Annotated in this window: 16 protein-coding genes and 1 other RNA gene; 8 read left to right on the top strand and 9 right to left on the bottom strand. The window is 64.5% G+C overall.

Annotated elements, in window-relative coordinates; genetic code table 11:
- The first annotated feature begins 135 nt into the window (after positions 1-135).
- The 3 genes from rsgA (at position 136) to ACZZ0O_RS01325 (ending at position 3,330) form a co-directional block, all read left to right on the top strand.
- Positions 136-1,227, top strand: a complete 1,092-nt coding sequence (rsgA, locus tag ACZZ0O_RS01335) for a ribosome small subunit-dependent GTPase A (protein WP_463592011.1) — start codon at positions 136-138, stop codon at positions 1,225-1,227.
- Positions 1,227-2,489 carry a flavohemoglobin expression-modulating QEGLA motif protein gene (locus ACZZ0O_RS01330; protein WP_463592010.1) on the top strand — a complete coding sequence of 421 codons (1,263 nt, stop codon included), beginning with the start codon at positions 1,227-1,229 and terminating at the stop codon, positions 2,487-2,489. The genes rsgA and ACZZ0O_RS01330 overlap by 1 nt, the downstream gene beginning before the upstream one ends.
- 160 nt (positions 2,490-2,649) lie before the next feature.
- Positions 2,650-3,330, top strand: coding sequence for a type 1 glutamine amidotransferase domain-containing protein (locus ACZZ0O_RS01325; RefSeq protein ID WP_055848341.1), 681 nt, complete (start codon positions 2,650-2,652; stop codon positions 3,328-3,330).
- A gap of 8 nt (positions 3,331-3,338) precedes the next feature.
- Here the strand turns inward: ACZZ0O_RS01325 and ACZZ0O_RS01320 are convergent.
- The 3 genes from ACZZ0O_RS01320 to ACZZ0O_RS01310 form a co-directional block, all read right to left on the bottom strand.
- A non-coding RNA gene (locus tag ACZZ0O_RS01320) (sX9 sRNA) lies at positions 3,339-3,409 on the bottom strand.
- Between the two features lie 421 nt (positions 3,410-3,830).
- Complete coding sequence (locus tag ACZZ0O_RS01315; RefSeq protein ID WP_463592009.1) at positions 3,831-5,750, bottom strand: amylosucrase; 1,920 nt, start codon at positions 5,748-5,750, stop codon at positions 3,831-3,833.
- A gap of 35 nt (positions 5,751-5,785) precedes the next feature.
- Positions 5,786-8,239, bottom strand: coding sequence for a TonB-dependent receptor (locus ACZZ0O_RS01310; RefSeq protein ID WP_463592008.1), 2,454 nt, complete (start codon positions 8,237-8,239; stop codon positions 5,786-5,788).
- Positions 8,240-8,505: 266 nt separating this feature from the next.
- Between ACZZ0O_RS01310 and ACZZ0O_RS01305 the strand changes: the two genes are divergently transcribed.
- The gene (locus ACZZ0O_RS01305; protein WP_463592007.1) at positions 8,506-9,825 is read left to right on the top strand and encodes an MFS transporter; all 1,320 of its coding nucleotides are present in this window, start codon (positions 8,506-8,508) and stop codon (positions 9,823-9,825) included.
- A gap of 126 nt (positions 9,826-9,951) precedes the next feature.
- Here the strand turns inward: ACZZ0O_RS01305 and ACZZ0O_RS01300 are convergent, their stop codons facing one another.
- From ACZZ0O_RS01300 to ACZZ0O_RS01285, 4 genes are all read right to left on the bottom strand, one after another.
- On the bottom strand, positions 9,952-10,983 hold the full coding sequence (locus ACZZ0O_RS01300) for a LacI family DNA-binding transcriptional regulator (protein WP_115554568.1): 1,032 nt from the start codon (positions 10,981-10,983) through the stop codon (positions 9,952-9,954).
- A 407-nt stretch (positions 10,984-11,390) separates the two neighbouring features.
- On the bottom strand, positions 11,391-12,131 hold the full coding sequence (phbB, locus tag ACZZ0O_RS01295; RefSeq protein ID WP_055848354.1) for an acetoacetyl-CoA reductase: 741 nt from the start codon (positions 12,129-12,131) through the stop codon (positions 11,391-11,393).
- A 175-nt stretch (positions 12,132-12,306) separates the two neighbouring features.
- On the bottom strand, positions 12,307-13,635 hold the full coding sequence (locus ACZZ0O_RS01290) for a CitMHS family transporter (RefSeq protein WP_055848358.1): 1,329 nt from the start codon (positions 13,633-13,635) through the stop codon (positions 12,307-12,309).
- A 216-nt stretch (positions 13,636-13,851) separates the two neighbouring features.
- Positions 13,852-15,045, bottom strand: coding sequence for an OprO/OprP family phosphate-selective porin (locus tag ACZZ0O_RS01285; protein WP_463592006.1), 1,194 nt, complete (start codon positions 15,043-15,045; stop codon positions 13,852-13,854).
- Between the two features lie 253 nt (positions 15,046-15,298).
- Between ACZZ0O_RS01285 and ACZZ0O_RS01280 the strand changes: the two genes are divergently transcribed.
- The 4 genes from ACZZ0O_RS01280 (at position 15,299) to ACZZ0O_RS01265 (ending at position 19,260) form a co-directional block, all read left to right on the top strand.
- Entirely contained in the window at positions 15,299-16,000 is a 702-nt protein-coding gene (locus tag ACZZ0O_RS01280) for a response regulator (RefSeq protein WP_463592005.1), read from the top strand.
- Entirely contained in the window at positions 15,993-17,378 is a 1,386-nt protein-coding gene (locus ACZZ0O_RS01275) for a sensor histidine kinase N-terminal domain-containing protein (RefSeq protein WP_463592004.1), read from the top strand. Before ACZZ0O_RS01280 ends, ACZZ0O_RS01275 begins: the two co-directional genes overlap by 8 nt.
- Positions 17,378-18,427 carry an ABC transporter substrate-binding protein gene (locus ACZZ0O_RS01270; protein ID WP_463592003.1) on the top strand — a complete coding sequence of 350 codons (1,050 nt, stop codon included), beginning with the start codon at positions 17,378-17,380 and terminating at the stop codon, positions 18,425-18,427. Before ACZZ0O_RS01275 ends, ACZZ0O_RS01270 begins: the two co-directional genes overlap by 1 nt.
- A 194-nt stretch (positions 18,428-18,621) precedes the next feature.
- Positions 18,622-19,260, top strand: a complete 639-nt coding sequence (locus ACZZ0O_RS01265; RefSeq protein ID WP_055850273.1) for a response regulator — start codon at positions 18,622-18,624, stop codon at positions 19,258-19,260.
- Positions 19,261-19,496: 236 nt separating this feature from the next.
- On the opposite strand, the gene ACZZ0O_RS01260 is transcribed toward ACZZ0O_RS01265, so the two are convergent.
- Both ACZZ0O_RS01260 and ACZZ0O_RS01255 read right to left on the bottom strand, forming a co-directional pair.
- Entirely contained in the window at positions 19,497-19,868 is a 372-nt protein-coding gene (locus ACZZ0O_RS01260) for an Atu4866 domain-containing protein (protein WP_463592529.1), read from the bottom strand.
- Positions 19,869-19,879: 11 nt separating this feature from the next.
- On the bottom strand, positions 19,880-20,425 hold the full coding sequence (locus ACZZ0O_RS01255; RefSeq protein ID WP_463592002.1) for a nuclear transport factor 2 family protein: 546 nt from the start codon (positions 20,423-20,425) through the stop codon (positions 19,880-19,882).
- Between the last annotated feature and the right edge of the window lies 1 nt (position 20,426).

Below are 20,426 nucleotides of genomic sequence, written 5' to 3'. Positions count from 1 at the left end.
GGCGTGAGGCTTGGCATGGTAGCGGAAATATGACAAGCGGACATGCTTGCATCGGCAACGATGTCAAGTGGGGCTTCAAGCCCGGCTGCAGGTCGATTGCACAAGCCCCTGCGTCCAGCCAGCTAGAATCCCCCGATGAGCCACACACCCCCCAACTACTCCACCCTCCAATCCATCGGCTGGCCCTGGCCCGGTCCTCCTGAGGAGGTTGCATGGCAGGCGGTGTTTGCCGCGCATCCGCAGGCGCTGCCGGCGCGGGTGGTGGAGCAGCACCGCACCGGCTATGTGGTGGCCGATACGCCGGAGGCCAGCCTCAAGGCCGAGTCGTTGCCGGAGTGGCAGCGGCCGCGCTTCCCGAGCCATGAGCGGGCGGCGGTGGGCGATTGGGTGCTGATGGAGGGCAAGCGCATCGTGGCGCTGCTGCCGCGGCGCACCTCGATCAAGCGTGGGGCGGCCGGCGAGCATTACCACCAGCAGGTGATCGCCGCCAATATCGATACGGTGTTCATCGTGTGCGGGCTGGATGCGGACTTCAATCCGCGCCGCATCGAACGCTATCTGCTGCTGGTGGGCGGCGGCGGAGCGCAGCCGGTGGTGGTGCTGACCAAGGCCGATCAGACCGAGTACGCCGAGGATGCCTTGGCGGTATTGGAAGAGCTGGAGGCGCAGAACATCCCGCTGCGTGCGGTCAATGCGAAGGATCCAGAGAGCGTGGCAGCGCTGCGGCCGTGGTTGGGCGACGGGCGCACGGCGGTGCTGGTGGGCTCGTCCGGTGCGGGCAAGTCGACGCTGACCAATACTTTGCTCGGCACGCAGAAGATGAAGACCAATGCGGTGCGCGAAAACGATTCGCGTGGCCGGCATACCACCACCTACCGTGCGTTGATCCCGTTGCCAACCGGTGCCTGCCTGATCGATACGCCCGGCATGCGCGAGCTCAAGCCAACCGGTGAGGAAGATCTGGCTGAAGGCGGTTTCTCTGATGTGGAAGCGTTGGCGGCGCAGTGCCGCTTCAACGATTGCGCGCATATCGCCGAGCCCGGTTGCGCGGTGCGCGCGGCGATCGATGCCGATACGCTGGATCCGGAGCGTGTGGCCAACTACATGAAGCTGCGCGAGGAAGTGGCCAGCGCTGCCGAAAAGCTCGCCACCCGTGTTGCGCAGAACAACCGCGGCAAAGGCTCGGGCAGGCGGCCAGCCAGCGTCGATCGTCCCGGACGGCGCTGATGCCATCGCGCAAGGGGCCGCCGGACATCGTCCATCACGCGGCGCTGGATGCGCGCCTGGTCAAGGCCGTGCGCGGGGTGCGTCTGCTCGCCCTGGCGAGCTGGCCGCGCTCGCTGCAGGAGCCGTTTCTGCAGAGTGTGGCGCGCGGACAGCCGGAGCTGCCGCAGGTGGACTATCCGGTGCTGGATTTTGGCGACACCCGACGCGAGCTGTCCGCGATTGCGAAAGCCGCCGACCCGCATCACCCGATCGGCGCGTATCTGATCGATTCGACGCATAGCTGGAGCCTGGCGGCCGGTCTGCTGGAATCGCTTGGCACCAGTGCGGTCAGCGACTATTCGGCGCAGTTGTTTGGCGTGCCTGACGATCCGATGCCGGGCAACGGCCCGACCACGCGCGAAGCGGCGCGGCATTTCATCCAGATCGCGCAGGAACTCGATCGCGAGTTGCTGGCGCCGGAAGAGCAGGTGCCGGTGTCTGCCACCGCCTTGCGCATGCAGCTACAGAACGATCTGGATGCGTTTTTTGAAGGACGCGTCATCACCGTCACGCTCGATCCGGATCTGCTCGCCAAGGCCGCGGCCGGCGCGCACCGGATCCGTTTGCGCACCGGCGCCACCTTCAGCGATTACGACCGTGCGCAGCTGTTTCATCACGAGGCGTTGGTGCATTCGCTCACTGCGCTCAATGGCCGCGCGCAGGTGCATCTGCCCAGCCTGGGCATTTCATCGCCACGCACCACCGCAACCCAGGAGGGCCTGGCGACGTTTGCGGAGCAGATCACCGGCAGCATCGATATCGAACGCATGAAACGCATCAGCCTGCGCATCGAAGCGATTGCGATGGCGCGCTCGGGCGCCGACTTCATCGAGGTGTTCCGCTATTTCACCGAGAGCGGGCAGAGCGCAACCGAAAGTTTTTCGTCGGCGCAACGCGTGTTCCGCGGTGTGCCAACGGCAGGCGGCGGTGCATTTACCAAGGACACCGTCTACCTGCGCGGCCTGGTCGCGGTGCATACCTTCTTCCGGCATGCCTTGCAGCGCGACCAGCTGCAGCTATGCCGTTATCTGTTCGCCGGCAAGATGGCGTTGGGCGATGTGGCGCGGTTTGCACCCTTGTTCGATAGCGGGGTGCTGGTCGCGCCGCGCTGGCTGCCGCCGTGGGTGAGCCGGGTCAGCGGGCTGGCCGGCATGCTGGCGTTTTCGCTGTTCGCCAATCGCATACGCATGGATCAATTGCAACCGCCGGCAATGAATGTCTGAGATGGCACACAGCGTTCGATGAAATGCACGTGCGCGATCACATCTTGATCGCGTCGGTGAACCTGCGCATGCAAGGCCGCGCGTTCTACACGATGTTGCAACGAACCGGACTGCACACTGCATGCCTCGCCCGTTCTGGGTCATAACACGAGGCAATGCGATGAAAATCTTGATGGTGCTAACGTCCCACGACCAGCTGGGCGATACTGGCAAGAAGACCGGCTTCTGGCTGGAAGAATTCGCCGCGCCGTACTACGTTTTCAAGGACGCTGGCGCCGACATCACCGTGGTCTCGCCGAAGGGCGGCCAGCCGCCGCTGGACCCGAAGAGCGACGAGCCCGATGCGCAGACCGAGGCCACCAAGCGCTTCAAACAGGATAGTGATGCGCAAAAGGTGCTGGCCACCACCCATCGTCTTGCTGACGTCAAAGCCGACGATTTCGATGCGCTGTTCTATCCGGGCGGCCACGGCCCGCTGTGGGATCTGGCCGAAGACAAGCAGTCGATCGCGCTGATCGAAGCCTTCGCCGCCGCCGACAAGCCGCACGGGCTGGTCTGCCATGCGCCGGGCGCATTGCGTCACGTCAAGGGCAGCGATGGCAAGCCGCTGGTCAACGGTCGCCGCGTCACCGGTTTCACCAATGGCGAAGAAGAGGCCGTCGGTCTGACCAAGATCGTGCCGTTCCTGGTGGAAGACGTGCTGACCGAACTCGGTGGAAAGTACGAAAAGAAGGCCGATTGGGCAGTACATGTGATTGCCGATGGCACCCTGGTGACCGGCCAGAACCCGGCGTCGTCGGAAAAGACTGCAGAAACCCTGCTGACGCTGTTGAAGGGTTGAGTGAGAGTGGCCAAGAAGCGTAGCGACTAGTCGTTAAGCGTGGACGGCGCGTAGGAACCGACGTGTACGAGTGGTGCATGTCGATTCTGAGCATCGTCCGCGTTTCCCTGGCGACTACGCGCTAGCTTTGTTGGCTGCTCTTTGCTGTCGAAGCGTTGTCGAAGCGCTGTATTAGTGGTGTGCGTGGTTTGTGCAGCAGCTTTCGCGGATGCGTGTCGCTGCCGCAAACTCACGCTCGGCGGCATGAGTAACGCTACCGCACGCTTGATATCGAATAGGCACCGCTGCATGGTTGCTGCCGAGTCGTGGGAGGCCTAGCCATTCCCGCGCAAGACACTCCAGCGCAGTGGCTCAAGACATTCCGGCGCAGTGGCTGTAAGACGCGCCGACGCGATGAAGTGAGCACGCGTGTTACCAATGCAGTAACGCTAGCCCCTCTCCCGTCGGGAGAGGGGTGAGGGTACGGTTGCCGCATCGCCAAGACCCCGCACCCACATCGCTCAGTCGATACGTTGCAACCAGCGCACCGCATACCCATGCAGCGCAAGACGCAGATCATCGCCCAGCGGTTCTGCAACTGCATCGTGCTTGTCGGCCAACACCTGCCACCGGCCACTCAGCTTGCCCGCAAGCGTCACGTCGAGCGGTTGATCGCTGAAGTTGTGGACGGCGATAAAGCTGTCACCGCGTGTCAGCGCAAACAACTGCGCGTTATCCAACGCCACAATGCCCAACGGTTGATCCGCAGCAAGTGCCGGTAGTGCTGTGCGTTGCTGAATCAATGCGTGCAACCGCTGATAGACCTGCCCGCTCACGCTGCTGTTGTCGTGGCGCTGCGCGGCGCGTTGCCAGTCCATTGCCGGGCGATGCAACCAGCGGCCTTCGTGCTTGCGCTGCGTATCCACGCGGTAACTAACGTCGTTTGGCAAGGCGAGTTCGTCGCCCATGTAGATCAGCGGAACACCCGGCATCGCCAGGGCAACCGCGTAGAGCAGCACCAGCCGATCCACTGCCATCGCCAAAGCTGCCGCATCACCCGCATCGTGCGCCGCCTGGATGCCGGCGAGTGCGGCCGCCATGCCGTTGGTGCCGTGTACGCCATCGCCGCTGCTCTGGAAGCTTTCGCCACGCGCGTAGCTGCCCGGTAGCGCATTGGCGTAGAAGCGCGCGACATCGCGCAGCGAAAACGCTGGTTGCGTGGCATTGCCCGCGGCTTCGTGCTGCAGCACATTCCAGCCGATGTCGTCGTGGCAACGCACATAGCTTAGCCACGCGCAGTTGGTGGGCAGCGGTGGGCTGTGCGCAATGACCTGATGCAGAATATCGCCGCGTTGCAGCGCCAGTGCCGACCACCCGGCTGCCATCAGCGTGCTGTGGTAGGCCAGGTGGCATTCGTGGCCTTGATCGGCGCCGCTGCCGAAGTAGGGCGGCAGTTGACTCATCGGCACGATGGCTTCGGCCTTCATCGCCACCGACGGCGCAACGATGTCGGCAACCGCACGCAGCGCCACCAGCAAGGTGTGCGCCTCGGGCTGGTTCATGCAGTCGGTGCCGGTGCGCTTCCATAGATACGCGGTGGAATCCAGACGGAATGCTTCCACTCCGAGGTTGGCCAGCTGCAGCATCGCCAGCGCCATGTCGCCGAACACGGCCGGGTTGCTCCAGTTCAAATCCCATTGGTAGGGATAGAACGTGGTCCACATCCATTGTGCGGTGTCGTCCACCCAGGTGAAGTTGCCCGGCGCGGTATGCGGAAACACCTGCGCCAGCGTTGTTTCGTATTGATCGGGCAGGCTGCGGTCGGTGAAGTGATGGTAGTAATCGAGATAGCGTGCATCGCCCGCGCGTGCGGCTTGTGCCCAGGCGTGATCGTCGGCGGTGTGGTTGAGCACGAAATCCGCACACAGGCTGATGCCCGACGCGCGCAGCCGCGTGGTGAGCGCAACCAGGTCGTCATTGCTGCCCAGGCTCGGCTCCACCTGGCCGTAGTCGCTGACCGCAAAGCCGCCGTCGTTGTCGCCGGCGCGTGCGCGCAGAAACGGCAGCAGATGCAGATAGCGCACGCCCAGTTCCTGCAGGTACGGCACGCGCTCGGCTACCCCCTGCAAGGTGCCGGCGAAGCGGTCCACGTAGGCGCTGTAGCCCAGCATGTGCTGTGCGCCGAACCAGCCCGGCTTGCGGGTGGCGTCGAGCTGTTGCAATGCCTGCGGGCGGTGTTGCGCGCTGCTGCCGAGCGCGCCCAACCACTGCGTCAACCACGCTGCGTAATCGGGGCGTTGCCCATACAGCGACTGCAGTGCATCCAGCAGACGCGGTGCATGTTCGTCAAAACGCGCCAACAACGGCTCGGCACGCTGTGCATCCAGCGGCGCGGCAAAGGCCGCGCGTGATGCGGTGGAATCGATGGGGGAGGTGCTCATTGGAAGCCGCCGGGCCTGGGCCCGGCGCGGGGTCCTTAGAAGTCGTAACGCAGGCTGATGCTGGTGGTGCGGCCGGCAATCGAGCGCGCGCGGATGATGCCGTTGGCCGGAATCGTGGCTTCTTCGGCTTCGGTCAGACCAAAGGTGTTGAACAGGTTGTTGACGTTGAGCGCGACGGTGAGCGAATCGGTCACGCGGTAGTCGCCGAACAGGTTGACCTGCGTATAGCCGGGCATCTTCAGCTGGTTGGAATCCTGCGTATAGGCATCGGTGGTGCCGATCAGATTCACGCCGAACTGGTAGCCGTCGCCGCGATAGCTCGGGGTGAGCTGCCAAACGAAATCAGCCTGGCGACGCGGCACATTGCCGGTGTTTTCCGGGGTGATCTGGTCGCGGGAAATTTCTGCATCGGTCCAGGTCAGGCCGCCGTTGACGGTGAAGCCCTCGTAGCGGTAGCTGGCTTCCAGCTCCACGCCGTGCGCTTGGTAGCTGCGGTTGAAGAAGCGCTGGCTGGTGACTTCGAAGTTCTGTTCCTGGGTGCGCGCAGAGAAAGCGGTGGCGAACAGGCTCAGACCGTCGCGACGCCACTTCAGGCCGGCTTCGGCCTGCCGCACCACGTTGACGCCTTCATCGGACGACACCGAGCCGTCGTCGCGCACCACGCCGAACAACAGGCGATCGGCATTGGCGCGTGCGCCGCGGCTGATGCGGGCGAATGCGCCTAGATCGTCGCTGATCAGATAATTGCTGCCCAACGAATACGACAAGTAGTTCCAGTCGTAGTCCACCGGGCGTGCGTTGGCGGTGTCCACGGTGGCCACGCGCTGTTCCACCGGTTGGATCACGCCATCGCCGTTGACGTCCAGATTTGGCGCAATCGCAGTGCCGCTGTAGTTGCCGCGCGCATCGCCCATGTCGTAGCGCAGGCTGCCGTCGATGCTGAACTTGCCGCTGTCGAAGGTGAGCGCGACATACGGCGCGTTGACGTCGTAACGCACGTCGTAGCTGCGGGTGATGCAGCAATCGCCCCAGAACGGCGTGCCGTAGGCATACAGGCCGTTTTGCGAGCGCGACACGCCTGCTGCGTCGACCACGTTGAGCAGGCGCGAGTCGCGACCCAGGCTCTGCACGTAGGAGTTCCAGGTCCAGTCCATGTCGATGGTCTGGCGTGAGCTGTAATAGCCCATGCGCAGATTCAGCGTGCGGCCGTCGCCATCGAACTCGCGCGAGAGGCTGAGGTCGTTGGTGACGTTGCCCAGATCGTTGATGGCGACGTTGAACAGATGCGTGCGGATGGCGTTGCCGGTGTAGGCCTGGCCGGCATTCGGGCCACCGGCCTCCACCAGCTGCGCGCCGGCGCCACCGATGGACGATGCCAGCGAGGCGGCGTCGGTGACTTCGGCCGGGAACGGGCTGACGAAGCGGCCACTGTTGTCGGCGATACGGAATTTATCGCTCAGGTTCCAGCCATTGCCCAGGTCGAACCAGGCTTCGGCGCCGATGGTGCGCGAGATCGGGTGCATGCCGTCGCCCAGATCGGTGCGGCGCGGCTGATTATTGCCATCCAGGCCAACATCGGTGCGGAAATTACGGCTGTACAAGGTGTCGTTGCCAGGATCGAAACCGGGGAAGCCGCCGAGGTCCGGCGAGCCGTCGCGGCCACGCACCGAGGTGGGCACCGGCAGGTAGCCAGCGGCGCGGTCGTTGAGGTATTTGCCGTACACACGCACGTAGCCGTTCTCGAACAGACGGGTGAGGTTGGCCTTGAGTTGGCCGCCCTTGTCGGTGGTGTAGCCGGCATCGCGCACGCCGTCGCCCTGGCGGAAGAAACCGCCAATGTTGAACTGCCAATGCTCGGCGAACGGCGCGCCGTAATTGAAGTCGATGCGGGTGTTGTCGTAGTCCAGACCGCGACTGACGCCGACGCTGCCGCCTTCGGTGTCGCCGGTCTTGCTGATGAAGTTGATGATGCCGCCGGGCGCATTGCTGGTGAACGTCGACGCCGAGCCGCCGCGGATCGCTTCGATGCGATCCATCGTGAAATCCGAGCGCAGGAAGATATCGGCGTTGCCGAAGGCGATATCGCCGAACTCCATCACCGGCAAGCCGTCTTCCTGCAGCTGCAGGAACTTGGCGCCACCGGAGGCGACCGGCAGACCGCGCACGGCGATGTTGGCGTTGCCTTCGCCACCGCTGGACTCGGAGCGGATGCCGGGAATGTTGCGGAAGATTTCAGCGGTGCTGCGCGGCGCCGATTGTTCGATCGCCTCGGCGCCGACGGTGCTGACCGACACGCTGGACTTCAACTTGGTGGTGGCGGTGGAGGTGCCGGTGACGAACACCGAATCCAGATTGACCGCGGCGCTGTCGGCAGCCGGCGGGGTGGCGGGCGCGGCGGCGGCGTCCTGAGCCAGCGCGGCGGGCGCGCACAGGCAGGAAACGACCGCGCAGGCCAGGGCATGCAGGCGCAGGGTGTGCAAGGTGGACATCGCGATTCTCTCTCTCACAGGTGGTGGTATGCCGACGCCTGCATCGTCCCCTCCCAGGGAATGGCCGTGCGGCCTGCAGTGCGAGCGCAGTAATACGCTCGAATACAATCGATTGCAATCTTGCGTTGCAGCATTTGAATTGGTTTCATAAGCCGCAATTTGCTTAACGATCGCGTGCTGCGGCGCAGCGTTACAATCGATTGCATAAGTCGCAGGGTACAGTGCGCTGCGGCCACTGGGAGCCGCACCGATGCCCAGGGCCTTGCATGTCGTCGACCGCTCCTCCGCTTTCTTTCGCGCGCATCCTGGCGCTCAACGCCGGTTTCTTCGGTGTGCAGTACAGCTTCGGGTTGCAGCAGAGCAACATGAGCCCGATCTACAACTACCTGGGCGCCGACCACGCCAGCCTGCCGTACCTGTGGCTGGCCGGGCCGATCACCGGGCTGGTGCTGCAGCCGTTCGTCGGCGCCTGGAGCGATCGCTCGGTGACGCGCTGGGGCCGCCGCATGCCGTACATGGTGCTGGGCGCGCTGGTGTGCAGCCTGTGCCTGCTGGCGATGCCGTTCAGTACGGCGTTGTGGATGGCGGTGTGCCTGCTGTGGGTGCTGGATGCGGCCAACAACGTGGCGATGGAGCCCTACCGTGCGTTGGTCAGCGACGTGCTCGCGCCACCGCAGCGGCCACTTGGGTATCTCACGCAGAGCGCGTTTACAGGCCTGGCACAGACGCTGGCCTATCTCACTCCACCGTTGCTGGTGTGGTTCGGTATGAATCAGGATGCCGCCAACGCGCATCATATTCCCTACATCACCATTGCTGCGTTCGTGATCGGTGCGGGGTTTTCGGCCGCGTCCATCCTGATCACCGCGCGCAGCGTGCGCGAGCCTGCGATTGCGCCGGCCGAGATTGCGCGCATGCGTCAGACCGGTGCCGGCCTGGGCGCGACCGTGCGCGAAATCGTCAGCGCCCTGCGCGCGATGCCGCCGACCATGCGCCAGCTGGCGCCGGTGATGTTGTTCCAGTGGTACGGGATTTTCTGCTACTGGCAGTACATCGTGCTGTCGCTGTCGACCACCTTGTTCGGCACCACCGACGCCACCTCGCACGGGTTTCGCGAGGCTGGTCTGGTCAATGGGCAGATCGGTGGGTTCTACAATTTCATCGCGTTTCTGGCGGCCTTTGCGATGGTGCCGGTGGTGCGCCGCTTCGGCCCCAAATACACGCACGCGGCCTGTCTGCTGGCTGCCGGCGTCGGTATGTGGGTGTTGCCGGGCATCGAGAACCGCTGGTTGTTGTTGTTGCCGATGATCGGCATCGGGCTGGCCTGGGCCAGCATGATGGGGAATCCGTATCTGATGCTCGCCGACAGCATTCCGCCCGAGCGCACCGGCGTGTACATGGGCTTGTTCAACCTGTTTATCGTGCTGCCGATGCTGATCCAGATCGTCACCCTGCCGCTGTATTACGAGCGGTTGCTGCACGGTGACCCGCGCAACGTGATTCGCCTGGCCGGTGCATTGATGCTTGCCGCAGCGGTAGCAATGCTATGCGTGCGTATTCGTAAGCCCAAGGCTGTAGCGGTGTAACCGCTGCGTTTGCGTTGTTATGCCGGCACAATAGCGAGTATGAGCGCGCGGCCGCCGCCGCACAGCGCGCACGCTCTTACGATTCCCGATTCCCGATTCCCGATTCCCGATTCCCGATTCCCGGCCTCACGCCGACTCGCGCACCACCAGTTTCACCGGCATTTCAACCGATTGCACCGCTTCGCCCGCGATCAGCGCCAGCAGCCGGTCCACCAGCAAGCGCGCGGCCAGACCGAGATCCTGCCGCACGGTGGTCAGCGGTGGCTGGCTGTAGGCGGCCAGCGGAATATCGTCGAAACCCACCAGTGAGATGTCCTGCGGAACGCGATGGCCGGCTTCAACCAAGGCGCGAATGGCGCCCACGGCGATCACGTCGGAGGCCGCAAACAGCCCATCCGGCGGGTCCGTCTTCTTGAGCATGGCGCGGGTGAGGCGGTAAGCATCCTCGCTGACGAAATGGCTGCGCGCATGCAGGCGGGTGTCGAATTCCAGCCCGTGCTGCTCCAATGCGTGACGGTAACCGGCAAAACGCGGCGCCACCTCGGGTAACTGGTCGTCGCCCAGAAACGCGATGCGCTTGCGGCCGCTGGCGATCAGGTGTTCGGTGGCGAGCGCGCCGCCCTGGAAATTGTCGCTGCCCACGCTGATGTAGGCCTGCCCATCGATGCGGCTGCCCCACACGGCCATCGGCAGACCATCGCGCGCGGCTTCGTCCAGCGCGGCATGTTCGGAACTCTGCCCGAGCACGATCACGCCATCGGAGCGGCTGCCGCGCGCAAGCTGTTCCACCCAACCATCCTGGTGCCGGTCCAGCTTGGACAGCAGCATGCTGTAGCCGCGTCCGGTGAGCTCTTCGGCCAGCAACGCCAGCATGGTCATCAGAAACGGATCGGACAGCGGTTGATCCAGTGCGTGCATCATCGGCACCGCAACGCTCACCGTGTTGGAGCGTTTGGCGCGCAAGCTGCGTGCGACCGGGTCGACCTGATAACCAGCATCGGCGGCAATCTGCTTGATGTAGGCGCGGGTGCGCTCTGCCACCACCGGGCTACCGGCAAGGGCGCGTGACACGGTGGACTCGGACACGCCCGCCATGCGGGCGATGTCAGCCATCTGCGGGCGTGCATTCTGCGAGGTGCGTTCTGAGGGTTTGGCCATGGCAGCGCACTGCGGAAAAGCCAGAGTGTAATCAGTTCGCACTAGAGGCGGGTTGTTCGCGTAGTGGCGGCCGCTTGTGCGCAACCGCGCAACGCCATCGCGCACACGGGTCCTAGCTTTGTGATCGCGGTTGGGTGTCGCGTGCCGCCAGGGTGCTGGGGCTGGGCAGCGCGTCATTGTGCATCCGCACGTGCGGGGCCAAGAACCGACAACAACACGGAGCGAGCGGCTGCCAAGCAGGTGTGGGCGGTACACAGCAACCGGAGTGTGACGCCTCAGACCTGCCGATGCCGAACATCGGCCGCTCCTGTTTGCCGGTCGCGAAGTCGTTATGTTGGTCGCGTTGCGTGATCGCGGCTGGCGTGCCGAGTTGCACTCCGACAACCGCTTGCGGCCCACGGTCCGTGTCAGCCCATGTAGAGGCCGCCGTTGACCGCGTAGTCGGCACCGGTCACATAAGCGGCATCGTCGGAAGCCAGCCACGCGCACAGGCCTGCGACTTCAGCCGGCTTGCCCAGCCGACGCATCGGCACCGAGGTGGCCAGGCGGTCGAGCACGTCCGGCGGAAAACTGCTGATCGATGCGCTGGCGATATAGCCGGGCGAAATAGTGTTGACGGTGACCCCGCGCGAGGCGACTTCCTGCGCCAGCGCACGGCTGAAGCCATGCATCGCAGCCTTGGCGGTGGCGAAGTTGATTTGCCCGATCTGCCCCTTGTGCGCACTGACCGAGCCGATGTTGACGATGCGTCCCCAACCACGCGACGTCATGCCATCCACCACCTGCTTGGAGATGTTGAACAGCGAATGCAGGTTGCTGGCGATCACCGCATTCCAGTCGTCGCGCGTCATCTGCCGGAACAAGGTGTCGCGGCTACCGCCGGCGTTGTTGACCAGGACATCGATTTCGCCGACTTCGGCCTTGACCTTGGCGAAGGCGGCAACCGTGGAATCCCAATCGGCGGCATTGCCTTCGGAGGCGACGAAGTCGAAGCCCTGCTCGCGCTGCTCGCGCAACCAGGCCGATTTACGCGGCGAATTGGGCCCGCAACCGGCAACCACGGTATGCCCGCTGCGCGCCAGCTTCTGGCAGATCGCGGTGCCGACACTGCCCATGCCGCTGGTGACGTATGCAATGCGAAGCGTCATTGGTGTAACTCCTTTGGAGTTGGGAATGGGGAATGGGGAATCGGGAGTGGGGAATCGGTAGAGCAGGAGCCGCCGTTGCGGCCTGCGTTCTCCATGTGGAAGTCAGGAACCGTCACGACGGCACAGCGCCGCTCTTACGATTCCCCACTCCCGATTCCCCATTCCCGGCGCGCGATCAGCGCGCCAACGGAAACAGACCAAACAACAACCCGCCGCCAAGCATCAGCATCGAAATCAGCACCGCCCACTTGAGCGTGAAGCGTTGATGGTCGGCAAAGTCGACCTTGGCCAGGCCGACCAGCAGATAGGTCGATGGCACCAACGGGCTGAGCAGATGCACCGGTTGGCCGGCGAGCGAGGCGCGGGCCATTTCCACCGGAGTGATGCCGTAGTGGCCGGCCGCTTCTGACAGGATCGGCAGCACGCCGAAGTAGAACGCGTCGTTGGACATGAAGAACGTAAACGGCATGCTGACGATCGCCGTGATCACCGCCAGATACGGTCCCCAGCTATCCGGGATCACTGCCAGAAAACTGCGCGACATCGCCTCCACCATGCCGGTGTTGGACAGGATGCCGGTGAAGATGCCGGCGGCAAAAATCAGCGACACCACCGACAGCACATTGCCGGCGTGATTGACCAGCCGGCGGCGTTGCTCGGCCAGGTTGGGGTAGTTGATCATCAGTGCCAGCGCGAAGCCGATCATGAACAGCACCGGCATCGGCAGAATGCCCACCACCAATGCGGCCATCAGCGCCAGGGTCAGGATCAGATTGACCCACAGCAGCTTGGGACGTTTCATGTCCTCGGTGTCTTCCACGCGCGGCAAGGCGTCGTTGTCTTCGGGGATGCTGGTGTCCAGCCAACTGCCATCGGCCGGCAAGCGCACCACGCCCAGGCGGCGGCGCTCGCGCATGCCCAGATACCAGGCCAGCGCGATGATGCCGGCAATCGCCAGCAACATCGCCGGCACCAGCGGCACAAACACATCGGCCGCGTCCACGTGCAGAGCAGTAGCGGCACGTGCGGTCGGGCCGCCCCACGGAGTGAGATTCATCACACCGCTGGCCAAGATGGTGACGCAAGTGAGGTTGAGCGCATTCATGCCCAGGCGCTGGTACAGCGGCAGCATCGCCGACACGGTGATCATGTAGGTGGTGGAGCCGTCGCCATCGAGCGAGATCAGCATCGCCAGAATCGCGGTGCCCATCACGATCTTCAGCGGGTCGCCCTTGACCAGCCGCAGGATGCGCCCGACCAGTGGATCAAACAGCCCGGCATCGATCATCACCCCAAAGTAGAGGATGGCGAACATCAGCATCACGCCGGTGGGCGCGATCTTCTTGATGCCCTCGAGCATCATGTCGTTGATGCCGGTGCCGAAGCCGCCCAGCAGTGCGAACACGATCGGCACCGTGATCAGAGCCACCAGCGGCGACAGCCGCTTGCTCATGATCAGGTACATGAAGGTGATCACCATTCCGAAACCGAGCGCGGTCAGCATGCGGGCAAATCCTTTGGGGCGTGCAGCAGGGAGAGGGTGGAGCGCACCGCTGCGCAGGGCGCGCTGCGGTGGTGATGCGAAAACCTAGAAACGCGAGTCATTGCGCGGCTGCCAGAACAGCAAAGGTGAACGCCGTTGCGCGTGTAAGGCGCTCGCGCTGCATCGCTGCGACGCACGCCAAAACACCTTGAAAACCTGGCGCGTCGCAGCAGCGCATCAAAAGTCGTACTGAAACCGGCCGGTCACCGCCAGTGTGTGATCGACCACCGCATTCATCGTGCGGTCGCGGTTGCGGCTGTCGATCACGTTGAGCATCACGCGCAGGTTGGGCTTGAAATACCAGTTGCCGCCCAGCGTCCACGACTGCGTGCTGGCATCGATGAAGTTGGGCTGGCCATCCAGATTTTGGTCGCCGCGCATGTAGTCGTAGCGCAATGCCAGCTCGAACGCGCCGCTGGGGCGATTGGGCGTCTTGATGCGGCTGAAGCGGCCGGTCTTACGATCGTAGCCGCGCGATTCGCCGGTAACGAACCAGCTGACCAGGCCATAGCTTGCCAACACCTTGGCATGCTGGCTGCCATCGTCGAGCAGGCCGCCGCTGAATTCGCTCTGCCACGACCACGGGCCAAGGACTTCGGCATATTCCAGCGACCACTTGTCGAAGTCGGTATCGCGGCCATCGGCAAACCGCGCCAAGGTGATGCGGCTATTGTTGGCGAGATCGTTTTCAGGGCGCGGGCGGATCAACAGGGATGCCGCACCATCGCTGCCCGGATGCGAATAGCGCTCATGCGCCAGTGAAATGCCGAGGTGACGCAGGCGCGCTTCGCCCATCTCCGGCGCAAAGGTCAGACGTGTCCCCAGCGCACCGCCCTTGGTGGACGAGTTATCGATGCTTTCCAGGCTGTAGAGCGCCGTGGACCAAGTGGCATCGGGGCGTTTGGCTTGCCAGGAAATGGCCTTGCGATAGATCGGCGCCAGTGTGGTGGAGGCATAGCCGCGTTCCAGGAACGGGCCATAGTTGGACCCGGTGCGGTCATCCAGCGAAAAGTACTGCTTGAACTGGCCCACGGTCAGCGTGCCGGCAGAAAACTTCTTGGCGATATAGACATCGCGCGCCAGGATGCCGCGGCTGCCAGATTCGTACTGCAGGCCAGCAAATTCCGCCTCGGCCTTGTAATTGAAGCCATAGAACTTGCCTGCCACATCCAGCCACACGCGGCGGAACTGGGTGTCGTTGCGCTCGGGCGTGCCGCGTTCGTCGTTGTCGAACACGGTGAAATCCCAGTGCACGCGTCCGCCTACCTCGGCAGTGACCGGGCCCGCGTCATCGGCCGCGTGCGCCGCCGGTGCCAGGCAGATCGCCGCGCAGGCGGTGAAGGCGCGCAGACGCAAAGTGTCGTTGATCACAGACCCTCCCAGGTACATGTGTGAATCACGTTCAGCGATGCACCACGACGACTGCCGTGGCGCGTTGGCTGCAGCCTAGTCCCGCAAAGCTGTCATGGACCTGTCAGGGCGTGGGAATGGGGAATCGGGAATGGGGAATCGCAATAGCGCAATCGCCAAAGCGGAAGAGCTTTTGTCTGCCTAGCCTGTTACCTTCCGGCCGCAACAACATGCTGTTCCGATTCCTCATTCCCTATTCACGATTCCCCGCCCAATGCGCCTGCTGCTAGTCGAAGACAATGCCGATCTCGCCGATGCCATCGTGCGGCGCATGCGCCGTAGCGGGCATGCGGTGGATTGGCAGGCCGACGGGTTGGCGGCGGCCAGCGTGCTGCGCTATCAGAGCTTCGATCTGGTGGTGCTGGATATCGGGCTGCCCAAGCTCGATGGGCTGCGCGTGCTGGCCGGGATGCGCGAGCGTGGCGATACCACGCCGGTGCTGATGCTCACCGCGCGCGACGGCATCGAAGACCGCGTGCAGGCGCTGGACGTGGGCGCGGACGATTACCTGGGCAAGCCGTTCGATTTTCGCGAATTCGAAGCGCGCTGCCGTGTGTTGCTGCGCCGCAATCGCGGGCAGGCCAGCGAGGTGGTGCAGATCGGTGGATTCGTGTTCGACAACGCTGCGCACACGGTGATGCTCGACGGTGCACCGATCGAATTGCCCAACCGCGAATACCGCCTGCTGGAAATCCTGATCGGGCGGCTGGGTCAGGTGGTCGGCAAGGACGACATCGGCAACGGGCTATTCGGCTTCGACGACGATGCCGGGCCCAATGCGATCGAACTGTATGTGGGCCGTCTGCGCCGCAAGCTGGCAAACGCGCCGTTACGCATCGTCACCGTGCGCGGTGCCGGTTACAAACTCGAAGAAGCCGACCCGCATGCGCCGATGGAGCCGGGTAGCGATGGCTGAGCCGCTGACGGTGGCGCCGTCGATCCGGCGCACCTTGCTGCTGTATCTGGGCAGCCTGTCGCTGCTGGGCGCGGTGGTGCTGTTTTTTGCGGCACGCGATTACGGCGAGCGTGCGGCCAACCGGTCCTACGATCACCTGTTGGTGTCCTCGGCGCTGTCCATCATCGATAGCGTGGCGCTGGTCGGTGGCGACTGGCAGGTGGATCTGCCTTACGCCTCGCTGGATCTGCTTGGCATGGCGCCGGAAGATCGCGTGTTCTACCGCGTATTCGATGCGCAGGGCCGCACCATCACCGGCGAAGACACGTTGCCGTTGCCGGCGCGCGCGCCCAGCGATGAGCGCCCGTTGTTGTTCGATGCGCACTACAGCGGCGAGCCGGTGCGTTTTGCGGTGGTCATGCATCGCGTTGCCTCGGCCTCGGGGCAGGGCGAGGTGCGCGTGCAGGTGGGCCAGACCCGGCGCGCGCGCGATGCGGTGGCGCGCGATGTGGTGCTCAATGCCTTGGTCGCAATCGGCGTGTTGTCGCTGCTGGCGTTGGGATTGGTGTGGCTGGGCGTGTACCGCGCCTTGCGGCCGTTGCAGCGCATCGAGCGCGACCTGTCGCGCCGTGAGCCATCGGATCTGAAGCCGCTCAACGTGCCGGCGCCGCAGGAAATGCAGTTGATGGTGACCGCGCTCAATCGCTTCATGGCGCGGCTGTCGTCCAGCAACGAGACCTTGCGTGCGTTCATGGCCGAGGCTGCGCACCAGATGCGCACGCCCTTGGCCGCGTTGCGTGCGCAGGCGCAGCTGGCCATGGACGACGACGACCCGCGCGACATGCAACGCAGCCTGGCGGCGATCGAGCGCAACGCCAGCCACATGAGCCGCTTGCTCAATCAATTGCTCAGCGATGCCAGCGTGATCCATCGCTCCAACCTGCAGCGCTTTGCCACGGTGGACTTGGCCGAGGTGCTGCACCAGGCATTGCATGAAGCGCTGCCACGCAGCGAAGGCGCGCCACGTGTGCAATTGGCCATCGACCCGCAACCGGCGCTGCTGCATGGCGACGCGTTGCTGCTGCGCGAAGCGCTCAAGAATCTGATCGACAACGCCTGCAAATACGGCGCGGGCGCGCCGCTGCAGGTGGCGCTGACCAGCGATGGCAATCAGCACGTGCTGACCATTGCCGATCACGGGCCGGGCATTCCGGCCGCCGAAGCCGAGCGTGTGTTCGAGCGTTTCGTTCGCGGTCCGGATGCACCCGCGGGCGGCGCAGGCCTGGGGCTTGCCATCGTCAAGCGCGTGGTCGAAGCGCATGGCGGGCGCATCGATCTGGCCAATCGCATCGGTGGTGGGTTGATCGCCTCGTTGCACTTCCCGGGAGGAGCCGCGTGATGCGCAGGCTGTGGGTGATGGTGTTGCTGCTGGTGCACGGTTTGGCCTGTGCAGCGCCGGGCGATGTGCGGCGCTTTCCCGCGCAGGGGCCGATGCATGCGCAGCTGCGCGTGCAGGGGTCCACCGATCTGGAAGTGTTCGGCGCGGTTATTCAGGACTACCAGCGCCTGCATCCGGGCACCGAGGTGATCTACGAAGATGTGATTGCCTGGGACATCTATGCGCGCTACCTGCATCCGGGTGCCGGTGCGCCGATGGCGGACATGCTGATCAGCGCCAGCATGGATCTGCAGACCAAGCTGGTGAACGATGGGCACGCGCTGGCTCACCGCTCCGCGCAGACCGAAGCGCTGCCCGCCTGGGCGCAATGGCGGCACGAGGTATTCGGCATCAGCTACGAGCCGGTGGCCATCGTCTACAACACGCGCAAACTCGACCCATCACGCGTGCCGCGCACGCGACGCCAGCTGCTGGCCTTGTTGCGTGCGCCGGATGCGCCTTTGCGCGGCAAGGTGGGCACCTACGATGTGGCGCGCAGCGGGGTGGGCTATCTGTTCGCCACCCAGGACGGGCAGGTGGGCAGCATTGCCGGCGCGCTACTGGCCGCGTTGGGCGCAAATCAGGTCAAGCTGGAAGAGCGTACCGGCACCTTGCTCGACCGCGTCAGTCGTGGCGAGTTGCTGCTGGCCTACAACGTGCTCGGCTCCTACGCGCAGGCGCGCATCGATGCCGGTGCGCCGCTGGGCATCGTGCAGCCGCAGGACTACACGCTGGTGGCGCTGCGCACTGCGGTGATTCCCAAGACCGCACCGCACGCACCGGAAGCGCGCAGGTTTCTCGACTATTTGCTGTCGCCCCGCGGGCAGCAGGTGCTCTCGCGCGAAGCGCGGCTGATGCCGATCCTGCCGGCCGCCGGTGGTCGTGGCGGCTCGGCGCAACCGCCGTTCCGGCCGATTCCGCTCGGCCCCGGCCTGCTGGTGTATCTGGACAAACTCAAGCGCCGCCAGTTCCTGGAAGCGTGGCGTGCGAGTACGCAGCCGCCGCGGTAGGGTAGCGGCATTCGCGGTGACGCAGAGCGTCATGCTGGTGTGGTCGTTGCCGGCCAGCATCATCGGCGGTCGCGCAATGTCGATACAGTGGTCGCCTGCTCCGCACAGTGTCAGCGGGCCCCAGCCACCAACCGTGGGCAGCCAGCCGGGCGCAGGTGCGGCACACCGACGCGCCCATGTGCCAGACTTGGCAGATGGCCGATCTCACCATTCTCGTCGCCGACGACCACCCGCTGTTCCGTGCCGCGGTAATCCACGTACTGCAGCAGACCCTGCCGCAGGCGCAGGTCGTGGAAGCCTCCAGCGCCGCCACGCTGAGCGCGATGCTGCGCTCGCACCCGCAGGCAGAGCTGGTACTGCTGGATCTGGCCATGCCGGGCGCGCGCGGCTTTTCGGCGCTGTTGCATGTGCGCGGCGAGCATCCGGATATCCCGGTAGTGGTGATCTCCTCCAACGATCACCCGCGGGTGATCCGGCGTGCGCAGCAGTTTGGCGCGGCCGGCTTCATTCCCAAATCCACGCCGGCCGAATCCATCGGCACCGCCGTGGCCAGCGTGTTGGATGGCGGCACCTGGTTTCCGCCCATGACCGCCGAACGTTCGGAGGCCGATGCGCAGCTGGCCTCCAAACTCGCCCAGCTCACCCCGCAGCAGTTCCGCGTGCTGCTAAGCCTGGCCGATGGCCTGCTCAACAAGCAGATCGCCCACGAACTCGGCCTGGCCGAAAACACCGTCAAGGTGCACGTCACCGCCATCTTGAAAAAGCTCGACTGCTACAGCCGTACGCAGGCCGCGGTACTGGTCAAGGCGCTGGAGCCGGAAGGCGAGGGCTGAGGGCGCGGCATCGCTGACGGGCTTGGAGGGGCAAAAAACGTCGCGAACAGTCGTCAGTTGAGTGTGGACGGCGTCCTCATCATCGAAGTGTGCGAGTGGTGCCTGCCGCAGAGAGCACCGGCCGCGCAGTCATTGTGTTGGCTGTTCTTGGTTGAGCGGGGCAGGCCGCGGGCTGAAGATCGACGCGGCCGGGCGCACCGCGATCTCGAAATGCGAGGTGCCGTCCATGATGCATGTCAGTCCGCTCGCTGGCGATAGAACACCATGCCGCCGTGGTGCAGCTCGTCTGCGCTGACAAAGCGGCCGTCGGCAGTGAATCCACTGTCGTCCCAGTAGTGGATGGTGTTACCGGTCACTTCATAACGGCCCTGGTAGGCGCTTTGCCGTGTATGGCGTGCCTCGTCGTAACGGCCGTTGGCCAACAAGGCTTGGCGGATCTGCCCATCGCGGGTGACCCACATGCCGACGTAGGAATGCTGTTGCATGGGCGTGGCTCTGTGGAGTGGGGAAGGCGTCGCCGCCACATGGCGTGCAGCGGCAGCAAGCGGTGTGGCGTTGCAGAACACAGCAGCACCTGCGCCGAGTGCAACGGCAATAGCGGCGCTCATACGTGTATCGGTCATGTGTCTGTCCTGCGTTGCAGTTGGGCGGGTGCACGCTGCAGCACCGCGTCGTAGGCGGCCAGATCCAGGTACGCATCGACCTGCACGGCCTTGCCGTCGCGCATGCGCAGGATCCACACGTAATGATTGCGATAGCGACCGCCGTTGGGCAGGTTGGCGGCGCCTTGCCACTGCACGATGACGTGTTCGCCATCGGCCCAGAGCTGCCGCTGCAGTGGGCGCAGCGGCGACGCCAGGCGCTGGGTCAATGGGCGCACGGCCGTGTCGATCAATGTGTCGCGGCCACGCAAGGTGCCTGCGCTCGGGCCGGAGCCGTGGATGGTCCACACCACGTCCGGCGACAGCAGTTCTTCGAAGAATCCGGTGCCGCCTGCCTGCCAGCGTGCGAATGCGGCATCGACGCGTTGCGTATTGCATATCTGCTGCGATGTGCCGGCGCAGCTGTCGGCGGCGGCTGTGGGCACCGGAGCGATTGCCCCGGCTGCGGTGAACGCGCTGGCGGCGATGAACAGTGCTGCCGCGATGGCGGATGTTCTGATCATG

It is taken from the genome of Xanthomonas sp. AC360 (assembly GCF_979258225.1).
Note: the sequence above shows the minus strand (reverse complement) of the source record. Positions and strands in the feature narration are given on the sequence as shown.

Coding starts and splice junctions, on each gene's coding strand:
- rsgA (WP_463592011.1), top strand. CDS start 136: ATGAGCCACACACCCCCCAACTACTCCACCCTCCAATCCATCGGCTGG.
- ACZZ0O_RS01330 (WP_463592010.1), top strand. CDS start 1,227: ATGCCATCGCGCAAGGGGCCGCCGGACATCGTCCATCACGCGGCGCTG.
- ACZZ0O_RS01325 (WP_055848341.1), top strand. CDS start 2,650: ATGAAAATCTTGATGGTGCTAACGTCCCACGACCAGCTGGGCGATACT.
- ACZZ0O_RS01315 (WP_463592009.1), bottom strand. CDS start 5,750: ATGAGCACCTCCCCCATCGATTCCACCGCATCACGCGCGGCCTTTGCC.
- ACZZ0O_RS01310 (WP_463592008.1), bottom strand. CDS start 8,239: ATGTCCACCTTGCACACCCTGCGCCTGCATGCCCTGGCCTGCGCGGTC.
- ACZZ0O_RS01305 (WP_463592007.1), top strand. CDS start 8,506: ATGTCGTCGACCGCTCCTCCGCTTTCTTTCGCGCGCATCCTGGCGCTC.
- ACZZ0O_RS01300 (WP_115554568.1), bottom strand. CDS start 10,983: ATGGCCAAACCCTCAGAACGCACCTCGCAGAATGCACGCCCGCAGATG.
- phbB (WP_055848354.1), bottom strand. CDS start 12,131: ATGACGCTTCGCATTGCATACGTCACCAGCGGCATGGGCAGTGTCGGC.
- ACZZ0O_RS01290 (WP_055848358.1), bottom strand. CDS start 13,635: ATGCTGACCGCGCTCGGTTTCGGAATGGTGATCACCTTCATGTACCTG.
- ACZZ0O_RS01280 (WP_463592005.1), top strand. CDS start 15,299: ATGCGCCTGCTGCTAGTCGAAGACAATGCCGATCTCGCCGATGCCATC.
- ACZZ0O_RS01275 (WP_463592004.1), top strand. CDS start 15,993: ATGGCTGAGCCGCTGACGGTGGCGCCGTCGATCCGGCGCACCTTGCTG.
- ACZZ0O_RS01270 (WP_463592003.1), top strand. CDS start 17,378: ATGCGCAGGCTGTGGGTGATGGTGTTGCTGCTGGTGCACGGTTTGGCC.
- ACZZ0O_RS01265 (WP_055850273.1), top strand. CDS start 18,622: ATGGCCGATCTCACCATTCTCGTCGCCGACGACCACCCGCTGTTCCGT.
- ACZZ0O_RS01260 (WP_463592529.1), bottom strand. CDS start 19,868: ATGAGCGCCGCTATTGCCGTTGCACTCGGCGCAGGTGCTGCTGTGTTC.
- ACZZ0O_RS01255 (WP_463592002.1), bottom strand. CDS start 20,425: ATGATCAGAACATCCGCCATCGCGGCAGCACTGTTCATCGCCGCCAGC.